Source organism: Streptomyces flavusporus (assembly GCF_046267975.1).
Lineage (GTDB): Bacteria > Actinomycetota > Actinomycetes > Streptomycetales > Streptomycetaceae > Streptomyces > Streptomyces flavusporus.
Genome location: NZ_CP176503.1, coordinates 7,007,055 through 7,022,052 on the forward strand (window position 1 = coordinate 7,007,055; position 14,998 = coordinate 7,022,052).

The 14,998-nt window shown below is 71.5% G+C and carries 14 protein-coding genes and 3 pseudogenes; 9 read left to right on the top strand and 8 right to left on the bottom strand.

Annotation, left to right across the window (positions count from 1 at the left end):
- Positions 1-12: 12 nt before the first annotated feature.
- Complete coding sequence (locus ACKTSN_RS33135) at positions 13-1,653, top strand: alkaline phosphatase D family protein (RefSeq protein ID WP_409472478.1); 1,641 nt, start codon at positions 13-15, stop codon at positions 1,651-1,653.
- Here ACKTSN_RS33135 and ACKTSN_RS33140 read toward each other — a convergent pair.
- A complete protein-coding gene (locus ACKTSN_RS33140; RefSeq protein ID WP_409472479.1) occupies positions 1,640-2,674 on the bottom strand; it encodes a Gfo/Idh/MocA family protein in 1,035 nt (344 codons plus the stop codon). The genes ACKTSN_RS33135 and ACKTSN_RS33140 overlap by 14 nt on opposite strands.
- A 115-nt stretch (positions 2,675-2,789) precedes the next feature.
- Here ACKTSN_RS33140 and ACKTSN_RS33145 point away from each other — a divergent pair, with 115 nt between their 5' ends.
- The 6 genes from ACKTSN_RS33145 (at position 2,790) to ACKTSN_RS33170 (ending at position 8,637) form a co-directional block, all read left to right on the top strand.
- The gene (locus ACKTSN_RS33145) at positions 2,790-4,085 is read left to right on the top strand and encodes a multidrug effflux MFS transporter (protein ID WP_409472480.1); all 1,296 of its coding nucleotides are present in this window, start codon (positions 2,790-2,792) and stop codon (positions 4,083-4,085) included.
- On the top strand, positions 4,037-5,212 hold the full coding sequence (locus ACKTSN_RS33150; RefSeq protein ID WP_409472481.1) for a serine hydrolase domain-containing protein: 1,176 nt from the start codon (positions 4,037-4,039) through the stop codon (positions 5,210-5,212). Before ACKTSN_RS33145 ends, ACKTSN_RS33150 begins: the two co-directional genes overlap by 49 nt.
- Before the next feature lie 226 nt (positions 5,213-5,438).
- Positions 5,439-6,431: a small ribosomal subunit Rsm22 family protein gene (locus tag ACKTSN_RS33155; RefSeq protein WP_409472482.1), complete on the top strand. Its 993-nt coding sequence runs from the start codon at positions 5,439-5,441 to the stop codon at positions 6,429-6,431.
- A gap of 112 nt (positions 6,432-6,543) precedes the next feature.
- On the top strand, positions 6,544-7,017 hold the full coding sequence (locus tag ACKTSN_RS33160; protein WP_409472483.1) for a carboxymuconolactone decarboxylase family protein: 474 nt from the start codon (positions 6,544-6,546) through the stop codon (positions 7,015-7,017).
- Positions 7,018-7,092: 75 nt separating this feature from the next.
- Positions 7,093-7,710: a TetR/AcrR family transcriptional regulator gene (locus ACKTSN_RS33165; protein ID WP_409472484.1), complete on the top strand. Its 618-nt coding sequence runs from the start codon at positions 7,093-7,095 to the stop codon at positions 7,708-7,710.
- A 189-nt stretch (positions 7,711-7,899) separates the two neighbouring features.
- Positions 7,900-8,637, top strand: a complete 738-nt coding sequence (locus ACKTSN_RS33170) for a bifunctional DNA primase/polymerase (RefSeq protein ID WP_385262921.1) — start codon at positions 7,900-7,902, stop codon at positions 8,635-8,637.
- Positions 8,638-8,650: 13 nt separating this feature from the next.
- On the opposite strand, the gene ACKTSN_RS33175 is transcribed toward ACKTSN_RS33170, so the two are convergent.
- The 4 genes and pseudogenes from ACKTSN_RS33175 to ACKTSN_RS33190 all read right to left on the bottom strand — a co-directional run bounded on the left by ACKTSN_RS33175 (position 8,651) and on the right by ACKTSN_RS33190 (position 11,225).
- Positions 8,651-9,652, bottom strand: a complete 1,002-nt coding sequence (locus tag ACKTSN_RS33175; protein ID WP_409472485.1) for a hypothetical protein — start codon at positions 9,650-9,652, stop codon at positions 8,651-8,653.
- A pseudogene (locus ACKTSN_RS33180) lies at positions 9,615-9,749 on the bottom strand (iron transporter); the annotation flags it as partial. The gene ACKTSN_RS33175 and the pseudogene ACKTSN_RS33180, both read right to left, overlap by 38 nt.
- A gap of 4 nt (positions 9,750-9,753) precedes the next feature.
- Positions 9,754-10,077, bottom strand: a pseudogene (locus ACKTSN_RS33185) (hemin ABC transporter ATP-binding protein); the annotation flags it as partial.
- A 53-nt stretch (positions 10,078-10,130) separates the two neighbouring features.
- The gene (locus ACKTSN_RS33190) at positions 10,131-11,225 is read right to left on the bottom strand and encodes a FecCD family ABC transporter permease (protein WP_409472486.1); all 1,095 of its coding nucleotides are present in this window, start codon (positions 11,223-11,225) and stop codon (positions 10,131-10,133) included.
- A gap of 50 nt (positions 11,226-11,275) precedes the next feature.
- On the opposite strand from ACKTSN_RS33190, the gene ACKTSN_RS33195 reads away from it, so the two are divergent.
- Entirely contained in the window at positions 11,276-11,920 is a 645-nt protein-coding gene (locus ACKTSN_RS33195; RefSeq protein WP_409472487.1) for a PhzF family phenazine biosynthesis protein, read from the top strand.
- Here the strand turns inward: ACKTSN_RS33195 and ACKTSN_RS33200 are convergent.
- Entirely contained in the window at positions 11,917-12,564 is a 648-nt protein-coding gene (locus ACKTSN_RS33200) for a heme oxygenase (biliverdin-producing) (RefSeq protein ID WP_409472488.1), read from the bottom strand. The genes ACKTSN_RS33195 and ACKTSN_RS33200 overlap by 4 nt on opposite strands.
- Positions 12,565-12,704: 140 nt before the next feature.
- Entirely contained in the window at positions 12,705-13,562 is an 858-nt protein-coding gene (gene map / locus ACKTSN_RS33205) for a type I methionyl aminopeptidase (RefSeq protein ID WP_409472489.1), read from the bottom strand.
- Between the two features lie 58 nt (positions 13,563-13,620).
- Here map and ACKTSN_RS33210 point away from each other — a divergent pair, with 58 nt between their 5' ends.
- Positions 13,621-13,851 carry a hypothetical protein gene (locus tag ACKTSN_RS33210; protein ID WP_224735137.1) on the top strand — a complete coding sequence of 77 codons (231 nt, stop codon included), beginning with the start codon at positions 13,621-13,623 and terminating at the stop codon, positions 13,849-13,851.
- On the opposite strand, the pseudogene ACKTSN_RS33215 reads toward ACKTSN_RS33210, so the two are convergent.
- A pseudogene (locus tag ACKTSN_RS33215) lies at positions 13,852-14,888 on the bottom strand (MFS transporter); the annotation flags it as partial.
- Positions 14,889-14,998 lie beyond the last annotated feature (110 nt).

The following is a 14,998-nucleotide window of genomic DNA, read 5'->3' on the forward strand; positions in this document are numbered from 1 at the left end:
GGGGAGGACCGGATGACATCCGCAGCACGCCCGTCACAGCACGCGCCCGAATTCCGCACGGCCGCCCGGCACATCGGCCGCCGTCGCTTTCTGACCGTCACCGGGGCGGCCGCCGCGCTCGCGTTCGCGGTGAACCTGCCCACCGCGGGCGTCGCCGGCGCCGCCGAACTCGACGCCGCGCGGATCACCGACGACCCGTTCACTCTCGGCGTCGCCTCCGGTGACCCCCTGCCCGAATCCGTCCTGCTGTGGACCCGCCTCGCGCCCGCTCCGTACCAGCCCGACGGCGGCCTGCCGGCCGAACGCGTCACCGTGCACTGGGAACTGGCCCGCGACGAGAACTTCCGCCGCCCCGTGAGACGCGGCACCACCACCGCCCACCCCGAGTTCCACCACACCGTGCACGTCGAGGTCGGCCACCTCGAACCCGGCCGCGTCTACTACTACCGCTTCCGGGCAGGCAGTTGGGTGAGCCCGACCGGCCGCACCCGCGCCGCGCCGTCCACCCGCGACCAGGTCGCCGCCCTGAAGCTCGCCGCCGTCTCCTGCCAGGCGTACCACGACGGCTACTTCACCCCGTACGGCCATCTCGCCCAGGACGACGTGGACGTGGTGTTCCACCTCGGCGACTACCTGTACGAGTACGCGGTCAACGCGGTCGGTGGCCAACGGAACTACACCGACCGGACCCTCCCGGCCCACTTCAACCGCGAGACGGTGACCCTGGAGGACTACCGACTCCGGTACGCCCTCTACAAGACCGACCCCGACCTGCGCGCCGCCCACGCCGCGCACCCTTTCGTCGTCACCTGGGACGACCACGAGACCGAGAACAACTACGCGGACGACATCCCCGAGAACGACGTCCCGCCGGAGGAGTTCCTGCTGCGCCGCGCCTCCGCCTACCGCGCCTACTGGGAGAACCAGCCGCTGCGCCGCCCGCAGCTCCCCGACGGCCCCGACATGCAGCTCTACCGCCGCCTGCACTGGGGCCGGCTCGCCCAGTTCGACGTCCTCGACACCCGCCAGTACCGCTCCAACCAGGCCTACGGCGACGGATCCGACGTCCCCGGGCCCGAGATCGACGACCCGACCCGCACGATGACCGGCGAGACACAGGAGCGGTGGCTGCTCGACGGCTGGCAGCAGTCGCGGGCGCTGTGGAACGTCGTACCGCAGCAGGTCGTCTTCTCCCAGCGCAAGTTCGACCTGACGGAGCCGTCGCGGGTGTCGATGGACGCCTGGGACGGCTACCGGCCCTCGCGCCGCCGGGTGCTGGACGGTGCCAAGGCGGCCGGCATCGAGAACCTGATGGTGCTCGCCGGTGACGTGCACGTCGGCTACGCCTTCGACATCAAGGACGACTTCGACGACCCGGCCTCACCGACGGTGGGCACCGAGATCGTCGCCACGTCGATCGCCAGCGGGCGGGACGGCGCCGAGAAGCCGGCCAACTGGAACACGTACATGACGGCCAATCCGCACCTGAAGTTCTACAACGGGCGGCGGGGTTATGTGACCGTCGCGCTCGGGCGGGAGCAGGCCCGGGCCGACTTCAGGACGGTGCCGTACGTGACCACGCCCGGGGCGCCGGTCACGACGGCCGCGTCCTTCGTGACTCAGGTGGGGGAGCCGGGGCTCAGGCAGGTGTGAGCTGCGGCTCGTCCGCCTGGTCGGGATGCTCGCCGGGGTAGCGGACGCCGATGCGGTCACGGATCGCGTCGAGCGTCCGCATCACGGCGAGCGTGCCGTCGAGCGGGACGAGGGGGGACTCGGTCTCGCCGGCGCGCAGGGCCCGCATCACCTCGCGGGCCTCGTGCTTGAGACTGTTGTGCGGGTCGGCGGCCGGGTCGTGGCCGAACTCCTCGGGGTCGCGGCCGGTGCGGTGCAGGACGAAACGGTCGGGGTGGAAGAAGCCGTACGGGATGTCGATCCGGCCGTGCGAGCCGGTGACCGAGGCGGCGACAGGCGTACCGCCGACGATGGAGCAGTGCACCGAAGCGAGAGCCCCGCTCTCCCATGAGAGCAGTGCTCCCGTCTGGAGATCAACGCCCTCGTCGGAGAGCACCGCTCTCGCCGTGATGTCCGACGGCTCGCCGAGCAGCAGATGCGCGAAGGAGACCGGGTAGACGCCGAGGTCCAGCAGCGCGCCCCCGCCCTGCTGCGGATCCCGCAGCCGGTGCGCCGGCGGGAAGGGGCCCGACAGTCCGAAGTCCGCCTGAATGCTGCGCACTTCGCCGATCGCCCCGTCGTCCACCAGCGTCTTCAGTCGCCGCACCAGCGGATTGCAGTACATCCACATGGCCTCCATCAGGAAGCTCCCGTGTTCCCGCGCCAGCGCGACCAGTTCCTCCGCCTCGCGCACGTTCAGCGTGAACGCCTTCTCGCACAGCACGTTCCGCCCCGCCGCCAGACACAGACCGGCGGCCTCCCGGTGTGCCGCGTGCGGAGTGGCGACGTACACGACATCGACGCCGTCGTCCTGCGCCAGGGACTCCCAGTCGCCGTACGCCCGGGGGATCCCGAACCGCTCCGCGAACGCCTTCGCCGAGGCCTCGGTCCGCGAGGCCACCGCCACCACCTGTGCGTCCGGCAGATCCACCAGATCCGCCGTGAACGCCGCCGCGATCCCGCCCGTCGCCAGGATCCCCCACCGCACGCTGTCCGCCGTCATGCCCGCCCGCCCTCGTTCCCGTTCGATCTTGTTCGTTCTCGTTTGATGTCACCAGGCACTGTGTTCGAACTGAGAGCATAGGGAGCGGACTGATTCAGGTAAGAGGGAGGGGCACATGTCCGAAGGCGGGGGACCGATACCGGATCTTTCAGAGGCGGCCGCACCGACGATGCGGCCGCCCGTTCGTGCACTGCGCCGCACCGGACTGCTCGTCACGCTCATCCTCGGCGGGCTCACCGCCGTCCCGCCGCTGTCCATGGACATGTACCTCCCCGCCATGCCGGAGGTCACCGAGTCCCTGCACGCGCCCGCCGCGACCGTGCAGCTCACGCTCACCGCCTGCCTGGCCGGCATGGCGTTCGGACAGCTCGTCGTCGGTCCGATGAGCGACCGGTGGGGCCGCCGGCGGCCGCTGCTGACCGGACTCGCCGTGTACATCGTCGCCACCGTCCTGTGCGCGGTGGCGCCCACCGTCGAGTCCCTGGTCGCCTTCCGGCTGGCGCAGGGCCTCGCCGGCGCGGCCGGGATCGTGATCGCGCGGGCGGTCGTACGCGACCTGTACGACGGCGTGGCCATGGCCCGCTTCTTCTCCACCCTCATGCTGATCTCCGGGGTCGCCCCGATCGTCGCGCCGCTCATCGGCGGGCAGATTCTGCGGGTGACGGACTGGCGGGGCGTGTTCGTGGTCCTCACTGCCGTCGGGGTGCTGCTCGCCGGGGTCGTCTGGTTCCGGCTCCCGGAGACCCTCCCGCCCGCCGAACGCCACCGCGGCGGCGTCGGCGAGGCCCTGCACTCGATGCGCCGGCTCCTCGTCGACCTGCCCTTCACCGGCTACATGCTCGCCGGCGGCTTCGCTTTCGCCGCGCTGTTCGCCTATGTCTCCGCGTCGCCGTTCGTGATCCAGGAGATCTACGGCGCCTCCCCGCAGGCCTTCAGCCTGCTGTTCGGCCTGAACTCCATCGGCCTTGTCGCCGCCGGGCAGATCAACGGCAAGGTGCTGGTCGGCCGGGTCCGCCTCGACCGGGTCCTCGCCCTCGGCCTGACGGTCGTCGTCCTGGCCGCGACCTCGCTGCTGCTGATGTCGCTGGGTGTCTTCGGCGAGGTGGGGCTCGTCCCGGTCTCCGGCGCGCTGTTCGTCCTGATGACCGCGATGGGTTTCACCCTGCCCAACGCGCAGACGCTCGCCCTCCTGCGCACCAGGCACTCCGCCGGCTCGGCGTCCGCCCTGCTCGGTACGTCCTCCTTCCTCATCGGCGCCATCGCCTCACCGCTCGCCGGGATCGGGGGCGAGCACACCGCCGTCCCCATGGCCGTCGTCCAACTGGCCGCAGCCCTGGTGGCGGCGGCCTGCTTCGTGGGATTGTGCCGACCTTGGAACGCGGGTACGGGCGTGGAAGGAGCGGGGAGCTGAGTGCGCCGAGGCTGCGGAGCGGTACACCGGAACGGGCCGGACTCGACCCCGGCGAACTCCGTCTCCTCGTCCGCGACGTCCAGGGTCTGACGACCGGTGAGCGCCCGTGGGCGGCGGGTGCCGTCGTCGTCGCCGGGCGCGGGCCGGTGCTCGCGGTGGAGGAGGCGGCGGGTCACGCCGTGCGGTACGCGGCGTACGACCCCGAGGCCGACGCGGGGGTCGAACTGCCGGCCGCGGACCGGGTGCCGATGACCGTGGACACGCCCTTCGACCTGGCCTCGCTCACCAAGCTGTTCACCGCCGTCGCCGCGGTCCAGCAGATCGAACGCGGCACGCTCGGCATCGACGCGCGCGTGGGCGACTACCTGCCGGACTTCCGCGCCGCCGCCCGGCACGGCGTCACCGTACGGCAGTTGCTCACCCACACCTCCGGGCTGCGGCCCGAACTCCCGCTGTACGACTGCCCGGACGACACGGAGCGGCTGGCGTTGCTGCGCGCGGAGCCGCCGACGGGGAAACCCGGCGTGTACCGCTACTCCGACCTGAACATGCTGCTGCTCCAGTACGTGCTGGAACGCATCACCGGCCACCCTCTGGACGTCCTCGTACGCGACGGGATCACCCGCCCGCTGGGCATGTCGTCGACACGCTTCGGCCCGTGCCCGGGCGCGGCGGCGACCGAGGACCAGCGCCGGCCGTGGGCGAAGGCCGACCGGGGGATGCTGCGGGGGGTCGTCCACGACGAGAACGCGTGGGCGCTGGGCGGGGTGGCCGGTCACGCGGGACTGTTCGCCACGGGGCGGGACCTGGCGGTGTTCTGCCGGGCGCTGCTGGCGGGGGGCTCGTACGGGCCGGCGCGCATCCTGGGCCCGGATTTCGTGGAGCTGCTGCTGACGCCGCCCGGGCTGGGGTTCGTGCTGGACCAGCCGTGGTTCATGGGGGAGCTGGCGGGGCGGGGAGCGGCCGGGCACACCGGTTTCACGGGGACGTCGCTGGTGCTGGACCGGGCGACGGACACGTTCCTGATCCTGCTCGCGAACACGGTCCACCCGTGCCGCCGCGCCCCGGACAGCCGCCCGCGGGCGGTGGCGGGGACGCGGGTGGCTCGGGCGGTGCGGGGGATGTGAGCGGCGCCTTCAGTGATGAGCGCTGCTCTCGGTGGTGAGTGCTGCTCTTGGCGGTGAGCGGTGCCCTCAGTGGTGAGCGGTGCTCTCGGTGGTGATCGGCGCCCTCGGCGGTGAGCGGTGCTCTCGAAGGCGAGCGCTGCCCCCAATGACGTGCGGCGCGCTCGAATGTGAGCGGTGCTCGCAAAGCGGTGCGCCGCTCCGCCTCGCCGCCCCATAGAATCGTCAGGTGAACGCCCCCCAGTCCCCGGCCGAAACCCTCCGTGCCGCCCTCGCCGGGCTGCTCGACGGACTTCCGCCCAGGCAGGCCGCGCAGGCCGTGGAGCGGCTGATCGGTCATTACCGGGGCGCCACCCCGACCGACGCCCCGATCCTCCGGGACCGTGCCGACGTGGCCGCGTATGCCGCGTACCGGATGCCGGCCACCTTCGAGGCGGTGCGCTCGGCGCTGAGGGCGTTCGCGGCGGCCGTGCCCGGGTGGGTGCCCGGCGGGCAGGTGGACGTCGGGGGCGGTACCGGTGCCGCGAGCTGGGCCGTCACCGCCACCTGGGGCGGGGTCCGGCCGGTGACCGTGCTGGACTGGGCCGAGCCCGCGCTCGCGCTCGGGCGCGAGGTCGCCGCCGCCAACCCGGCGCTGCGCGACGCCCGCTGGCAGCGCTCTCGTATCGGAGCGGCGCTCACCCTCGAGAGCACTGATCTCGTCACCGTCTCCTACGTCCTCAACGAGCTCACCGCCCCCGACCGCGCCGCCCTAGTCGACGCCACCGCGGCCGCCGCCCAGGCCGTCGTCCTCGTCGAACCCGGCACCCCCGACGGCTACGCCCGCATCATCGACGCCCGCGACCGTCTGATCGCCGCCGGCTTCCACATCGCCGCCCCCTGCCCGCACAGCGCCGCCTGCCCCATCGCCCCCGGCACCGACTGGTGCCACTTCTCGGCACGGGTCAGCCGTTCCTCGCTGCACCGCCAGGTCAAGGGCGGCTCCCTCGCCTACGAGGACGAGAAGTTCAGCTACGTCGCCGCCACCCGCTTCCCGCCCACGCCGGCCCCCTCCCGGGTCGTCCGCAAACCCCAGATCCGCAAGGGGCAGGTCCTTCTCGACCTGTGCGAGACCGACGAACAGCTCCGCAGGACGACCGTCACCAAACGCCACGGCGACCGGTACAAGGCGGCCCGCGACGCCGACTGGGGCGACGCGTGGCCTCCGGCGGAGTCGTCGTAGGCGGGTCGCTTCCCCTGTGATCTGTGACGCCCGTCACCTCCGGCCGTGTCACATCCCGCCGAGCCGTTCCGTCATGGGGGTGTAGCCACCGACCACGGCAGAGGAGTCCACCATGGAAGCCCGTTTGAACGTCTTCGGCAGCCCGATCGCAGGCAAGTTCCTGAAGCACATCGTCTCTGCGGGCAAGGTGCTCGCGGACTCGCCGCTGCCCGCAGCGACGCAGGAACTGGTGAACCTCCGTGCGAGCCAGATCAACGGCTGCGGTTTCTGCACCGACATGCACACCAAGGACGCCCTCGCCGCCGGTGAGACCTCGGTGCGCCTCAACCTGGTCGCGGCCTGGCGTGAGGCCACGGTGTTCACCGAGGCCGAGCGCGCCGCGCTGGAGCTGACGGAACAGGGCACCCGCATCGCGGGCGCGGCCGGAGGTGTCACGGACGAGGCCTGGGCGAACGCCGCCAAGCACTACGACGAGGAGCAGCTCGCCGCCCTGGTGTCCCAGATCGCCCTCATCAACACCTTCAACCGGCTGAACGTCATCACCCGGCAACCCGCCGGCGACTACCAGCCCGGCCAGTTCGGATAGCCGGGAGTGCGTCGGGGGCGGCTCAGTCCGGGCCTGGCGAGACGCAACGTCTTGTCAGCCTGGTAAATTCGCCCCATGGCCAAGAAGTCCGCCCCCGACACCACCCGCCGCAGCGAGAAGTCCCGTCGCGCGATCTACGCCGCCGCCCTCGAACTCGTCGGCGAGGTCGGTTACGCCAAGACCACCGTCGAGGGCATCGCCGCCCGCGCAGGCGTCGGCAAGCAGACCATCTACCGCTGGTGGTCGTCGAAGGCCGACGTCCTGCTGGAGGCCTTCCTCGACCTGGCCGAGCAGACGGCGCAGGACGCCGGGCAGGAGCCGTACGCCACCATCCCGGACACCGGCGACCTCGCCGCCGACCTCAAGGCCGTCCTGCGCGCCACGGTCGACGAGCTGCTCGACCCCCGGTTCGAGGTCCCGTCCCGCGCCCTGGCCGCCGAGGGCCTGGTCAACGAGGAGCTCGGCCGGGAGCTCGTGGCCAAGCTCCTCGAACCCTCGCTCCAGCTGTACGTCCAGCGCCTGCGCTCCGCGCAGAAGACCGGCGACGTACGCCCCGAGGTGGACCCCCGTATCGCCCTGGAACTCTTCGTCTCCCCGCTCGCCCAGCGCTGGCTGCAGCACACCGGACCCATCTCGTACGAGTACACCGACACCCTCGTCGACTACGCCCTGTACGGACTCGCGCCCCGATAACTCGCGCCCTGATAAATCGTGGCAAAGCGCCCGATGACCCCTGATCCCTGTGTGGAGTACGTCTCGTCCCACCCACCCCGGTTGGGAACTGCGGCCCCCCAGGGCGCAGGATGGTGGGACCATGGAGCAAGCTGTCCGTTTCGGCAGCGAGGTTCAACAGCGAGGTTCAACAGCGAGGCGAGGGGATAGATGAGCGCGGAGTTCGGCGGTCGCACCGGCCGGCAGGGCAAACTCTCCCAGTGGCTGCGGGGACGCCGCCCGAAGGAGGCCGCTGCCGACGACGGCGGCCGTGAGGACCTGCTGCTCGCCGTCGCCGCCGCGGGGCTGCCGCTGGCGCCCGCCGCGTACCCGGCCCCCGGTTATCGCTGTTCCTGCGACCGCGTCGGCTGTCCGACGCCCGCCCGGCACCCGGTGTCGTTCGCCTGGCAGACGCAGTCCACGACCGACCGCGCGCAGATCGAGCGCTGGGCCCGCCACCAGCCGCAGGCCAACTTCATCACCGCGACCGGCATGGTGCACGACGTCCTCGACGTGCCCCTGGAGGCCGGTCGCGAGGCGTTGCAGCGTCTCCTCGCCGCCGGCGTGGAGGTCGGCCCGGTCGCCGCGAGCGACGACGGCCGCATGCTGTTCTTCACCCTCACCCGCGGCACCCCCGAGGACGAGGACGAGTGGTGGCCGTGCGAGCTGGACTGTCACCCCGAGACGATGGACGAGCATCCGGGCCTGCGCTGGCACTGCCGCGGCTCCTACGTCCTCGTCCCCCCGGCCCGGCTCCCCGGCGACGACCAGACCGTGCACTGGGTACGCGGCCCCGAGCATGCGCTGCCCGATCCGCTGAGCCTGTTGGAAGTCCTCACCGACGCCTGCGCCCGGTACGCGGGCACGGAGCCGGACCACGCGAGCGCGGCCTGGCCCCTGCGCCACTGAGCGGCCGAGCGCCCTACTCGCCCTTCGCCGCCGTCAGTCCCTGGATCCGGCCCAGCACCGTCACCTGCTGGTCCCCGGAGCCCTTCTCCGGGTCCAGAGCCACCTCGTTGGAGACGACCTCCAGCGTCAGTGACTGCTTGATCTCGCCGGTCGTCAGGGCCTCGACGTCCTTGCTCGGCGTCGGTACCGACGTACCGGCCGCGGCCGTCTGCTTCTCGAAGTGGCGGGTGCTGAAGAACACCAGCGCCCCGCCGTCGGCGGTGCGCAGCGCCACGGGGGCGTAGTCGCCGTTCGTCAGCGGCTCGTCGATGTACTGGGTGGCCAGGCCCGGCTTGCTCTTGTTCTTGTCACGCAGTTCGCGCCACGTGGTGGTGTGCGTGCCGGGCGCGAAGGCGTCCCCGCCGTCCTGGAGGTACGTCGCGTAGTTCTGGCTCAAGTCGTCCGGTGCCACGGCGAGTTCGGGGGAGTTCGCGGGGATCGCCTCGGCCCAGCCGTCCTTGTCCTTCTTGAACTCCGGTACCTTGCCGGGCGCCACCAGTGTGAGATACGACACCTGCCACTGCTCGGTGAGCCCGTTGCGGGTGAACACCATCAGCCAGCGCGCGGCGGAGCCCTTGTTGGCCGCGGCGTCGGCGAGGAACCAGCGCGGCCAGCCGGCCTTCTTCGGGATCGTGTACTCGACGTCGCTGAACTTCAGCGGTGAGTGCGCGGGGTTGCCGTCCGGGTTGTTGGCGCGGCCGGCCTTCAGCCGCGCCTCGTCGATGGCGGCCAGAGGGCCGGTGACGTGGTCGGCGTCGAGGGAACTGTCGTAGGCCTTGTCGGCCCTGTTGTACGCGGCCGTGAACTCGGCCAGCGCCCTGGCAGCCTCGTCCTCGGTCGTCGCGGGGAGCACCTCACGCTCGCCGTGCACCACCACGCACCCGCTCGCCGTCACCGACAAAGCGGTCATCGAAGCTGCCATGAGCACGCTCCGGTCCAGCCTGCGAAGCCTGCGAGGGCCGCGATCCCTGCTCATCGGGTCCTTTCACCTTCCCCTTCCCGGAGGCGAACCCTACCGGGGCGGGGGAACGCGCGGGCGCCGGGATCGACTTCAGCGGCCACACCGTGACCTGGCCTTCACACGTCCCGTCGGGGGGTCACCAGGACCGCTCCGGTGCGCGGGTGCGGGAGCACCTCGACCGGCTGGTCGTACACGTCCGTGAGGAGGCGGTCGGAGAACACCTCCGCCGGGGGCCCGTCGGCGGCGATCCGGCCGGCGTGCAGGACCGCGACACGGTGCGCGTGGGCGGCGGCGAGCCCCAGATCGTGCAGGACGACGACCACGGCGTCCCCGGCGCGGGCCCGCTCCCGGCATAGGCGCAGCACCAGCTCCTGGTGCTTGAGGTCGAGGGCGGCGGTCGGCTCGTCGAGCAGCAGCAGGGACGCACGCTGGGCGAGGACGTCGCCGGGCGTCGGGGCGGGCGGCACCACGGGCCGCCGGGGACGAAGACGCATCAGGCCCAGCCTCCTTGCCTGCGTCGGGTGCGGCGCAGCAGCCAGAAGAAGAACGGGCTGCCCACCAGGGCGGTCAGGACGCCGAGCGGCAGTTCGGCGGGAGCGGCCAGCGTACGGGCCGCGAGGTCGGCGGCGAGCAGCACCGCCGCACCGCCGAGCGCGCTGCCCGGCACGAGGAAGCGGTGCCCGGGTCCGGCCGCCATCCGCAGCAGATGCGGTACGACCAGACCGACGAAGCCGATGATGCCGGAGACACTGACCGCGGCGGCCGTCAGCAGCGCGATGACGAGGACCAGCACGATCCGCAGCCGCTCCACGTCCACACCCAGGTGCCGGGCGGGCCGTTCGCCGAGCGAGAGCAGGTCCAGCCGGCGCGCGTACAGCGGGGCCAGCACCAGGCCGGCGGCCGCGCACGGCAGTACCGCGAGCACCTTGGGCCAGGTGGCCTGGGCGAGGGAGCCGAGCTGCCAGAAGGTGATCTGGTTCACGGCGGCGGTGTCGGCGAAGAAGATGAACAGGCCGATCAGGGCGCCGGTGAACGCGTTCACGGCGATACCGGTGAGGATCAGCGTGACGACCTCGGTACGGCCACCCGATCGGGACATCGCGTACACCAGCAGGACGGTGCCGAGGCCGCCGGCGAAGGCCAGTGCGGGGACGGTCCAGTTGCCGAGGAAGTTCAGGCCCAGCGAGATCCCGGCGACCGCGCCGACCGCCGCGCCGGAGGAGACGCCGATGGTACCCGGCTCGGCGAGCGGGTTGCCGAACACGCCCTGCATCAGCGCGCCCGCGCAGCCCAGCGAGGCCCCGACGAGCAGGGCGAGCACGATCCGCGGGAAGCGGACGTTCCACAGCACGGACTCGGCGACCCGGTCCGACTCGGCGCCGCCCAGCCCGATTTTGTGCGACACCGAGCCGAGGACGTCACCGACCGGGACGGGGTAGGCGCCGATACCCGCGGCCACCGGGACGAGGACGAGCAGGGCGAGCACCATCCCCGCGGTCAGCAGCCAGGCGGTGCCCCGGGGTCTGCGGGGCGGGGTGTCGGGCGGTGGGGCCGCTTCCTCGGCGGCCCTCTTCTCCAGCACCGTCATGCGGCACCACCCATCGTCCGGTTCCTCTCGGTCAGTGTTTCAATGCCGGGGTGACTGACTACGACGTCCTACGTGTCTTCTGCAGCGCCGGCGGGGGATACGGCAACGAACTCGGCGTCGTCCGCGACGGCTCGGTCATGCCCGAGCGGAGCGACCGGCAGGCGTTCGCCGCGAAGCTCGGCTTCAGCGAGACCGTGTTCGTGGACGATCCCGAGCGCGGGATCATCGACATCTACACCCCCAGCACCCGGCTGCCCTTCGCCGGGTACCCCTGCGTCGGCGCGGCCTGGCTGCTCGACGTGCCCGAACTCGTCACGCCCGCCGGGGTGGTGGGCGCCCGGCAGGACGGGGAGTTCAGCTGGATCGAGGCCCGGGCGGAGTGGGCTCCGCCGCGCACGCTGCGCCAGTACGGCACTGCGGCCGAGGTCGACGAGCTGCCCGTGCCTCCGCCGGGGGAGTGGATCTACGCCTGGGCCTGGGAGGACGGGGCAGCGGGACGCATCCGCGCCCGCGCCTTCCCCGGCCGCGGCGACGGCATCGACGAGGACGAGGCGACCGGCGCGGCCGCCCTTCTCCTCACGGACCAACTGGGCCGGGCCCTCAACATCACCCAGGGAACGGGCTCGCAGATCCTGACGGCTCCTCAGCCGGAGGGCTGGGTGGAGATCGGCGGACGGGTGTTCCTCGAGCGTTAGGCGCTCAGCGGGAACTCCTCGCTCAGTGCCTGGAAGACCGCCATGTTCAGTCGGAACGCCCGCTGGCACTCGGCGATGATCCGCTGCTTCTCCAGGTCGTCCGCCCGGACGTCGTCCAGCAGTTGGCGGTAGCCGCGCTTGAAAGCCGCCGGGTTGGAGATCTGGTCGAAGACGTAGAAGCGGACCCCGTCGCCCTTCTTGTCGAAGCCCCACGTCTTCTCCGCCCGGTCGCGGACGACCTGGCCGCCGGCGAGGTCGCCGAGGTAGCGGGTGTAGTGGTGGGCGACGTACCCGGCCGGCCAGGTGCGGGCGCACTCCTCGATCCGGTCGGCGTATGCCCGCGTGGCGGGCAGCGCGGAGAGGGTGGACCGCCAGCCGGGGCCCCGCAGATGCGCCAGGTCCCGTTCGAGCGACGCCATCCGCATCAGCTCCGGGCGGACGAAGGGACCGGCCACCGGGTCGGACGCCAGCCGCTCGGCGCCGGACTCCAGGGCGGCGTACACGAACCACAGCTGCTCGGTGTAGCGCGCGTAGGCGTCCACCCCCAGCCGGCCGCCCAGCAGATCGCTCATGAATGTCGACGAGTTCGCCTCTTCGTGCAACTCGTGGGTGGTGGTGCGCAGGAGCGTCGAGAAGGAGTCCATGAGCCCAGATTCTATGGTTAGGCTTACCTAAGTCAATGCTGTTGCCGACTGGCTGTCGGTAAATGTGTACCCGAATCGTCCCGGATGCCACCCAAAAAGGCCCGCCCTCCGAAGAGAGCGGGCCTTCACAGCGGGGCCGGTCAGGGCAGCGTCAGAATCTCCGCTCCCGTGTCCGTCACCACCAGCGTGTGCTCGAACTGCGCCGTCCGCCTGCGGTCCTTCGTCACGACCGTCCAGCCGTCGTCCCACATGTCGTACTCGTGCGTGCCGAGCGTCAGCATCGGCTCGATCGTGAAGGTCATCCCGGGCTGCATGACCGTCGTCGCGTGCGGGCTGTCGTAGTGCGGGATGATCAGGCCCGAGTGGAAGGAGGAGTTGATGCCGTGGCCGGTGAAGTCGCGGACCACGCCGTAGCCGAAACGCTTGGCGTACGACTCGATCACGCGGCCGATGACGTTGATCTGGCGGCCCGGCCTGACCGCCTTGATCGCGCGGTTGAGGGACTCGCGCGTGCGCTCCACCAGCAGACGGCTCTCCTCGTCGACGTCGCCGACCAGGTACGTGGCGTTGTTGTCGCCGTGCACCCCGCCGATGTACGCCGTCACGTCGAGGTTGATGATGTCGCCGTCCCGCAGGACCGTGGAGTCCGGGATGCCGTGGCAGATGACCTCGTTGACCGAGGTGCACAGGGACTTCGGGAAGCCGCGGTAGCCGAGCGTCGAGGGATAGGCGCCGTGGTCGCACATGTACTCGTGCGCCACCTTGTCCAGCTCGTCGGTGGTCATACCCGGCGCGATCAGCTTCGCGGCCTCCGCCATCGCCTGCGCGGCGATCCGGCCGGCGACGCGCATCGCCTCGATCGTCTCCGGGGTCTGCACCTCCGGACCCGTGTACGGGGTCGGCGCGGGCTTGCCGACGTACTCGGGGCGCCGGATGTTTCCGGGCACGGAACGGGTGGGAGACAACTCCCCTGGGACGAGCAGCGACTGGCCAGACATATCAGGGAGTCTAACCAGCGGGCATACGAGACCATGTCCCTGGCGAAAGGAGCCGGTCATGGCCCTGTTCAAGAAGCGCACGGTCGGTAAGCCGGGCGAGTGGTACTACTGCCTGCTGCACAAGAAGGTCGAGGAGGGGCCGGAGTGCCCGGCCAAGGACCGCTTCGGGCCGTACGCCACCCGTGCGGAGGCCGAGCACGCGATGGAGACCGCCCGCGAGCGCAACCTCGAGTGGGAGACCGACCCCAAGTGGCACGACGCCCCCACGGGCGGCACGGACGACGACTGATCAAGCCCGGGTCGCCGCCCGCTGGGCGCGCACCCGCACCGCGTGCTCGCTCGTCCGGGCGTCGTACGTCATCAGCTTCGGCAGGCACAGCGCGAGCAGCCCCACCGCGCCCACGCACAGCAGCCCGCCCGACCACACCGACGCCCGCACGCCCCACCACGCGGCGAAACCGCCCGACCTGACCTGGCCGAGGGTCGGTCCGACCGAGTACGACAGCAGCTCGATCCCGGCGAGCCGGCCCCGCAGCTCGTCCGGGATCGTCTGGTTCCACATGACCCCGCGGAAGATCCCGCTGACCATGTCGCAGCCGCCTGCCACGGTCAGGCACAGCAGCGCCAGCCATACGTTGCCGACGACTCCGGCGGCCGCGATCGACACGCCCCACAGAGCGGCCGAGAGGACGACCATCCGGCCGTGCCGGTGGATCCTCGCGGTCCAGCCGCTGGTCACGCTCACCAGCAGCGAACCGAGCGGCACCGTCGCGTACTCCCCCAGTGCCTTAAGGGCCTGGGGGGACCCCCATGCCCCAGCGACCACTCGGCGTCCAGTTCGTCCGCCAGGAACGGCAGCAGGGCCAGCGGCATCGCCAAGAACATTGCGGCGAGGTCCACGGCGTAGGTGCCGAGGAGCTCCTTGCGGCTCCAGGCGTACCGGGCGCCCTCGGCGATGGCCCGCAGCGAGGGTTTCGCCGCCTCGTGCGAGGCGGGGGAGGAGGCGAGGGGGATGATCAGCGCGACCGAGACGACGAAGGTGACCAGGTCGGCCGCGTAGGCCCAGCCGAGCCCCGCGTACGCCACCACCACACCCGCCACGGCCGGGCCCGCGACCCCGCCGACCGTCCAGCGCAGGGAGTTGAGGGAGGTCGCGGCCGGCAGGTGCTCATGGGCGACGATCCGCGGCCAGAGCGAGTCGAGCGCGGGGCGCTGTACGGAGACGAGAGCCGAGGACAGGGCGGCCACGGCATACAGGGGCCATACGGCGGGCTGCGGCAGCAGTGCGTTCACCAGCAGCGCCCCGCTCAGAAAATGGTGATTCGCCGCCAGGGCGGATCGGCGCCCGCATGATCGGGTAAGCTGCTCGCAGCGCGTTGCGAGAACCAAGCACGTGCTACCTTCATGCACTTGCTTCAAGATCCCGGGCTGGTTCC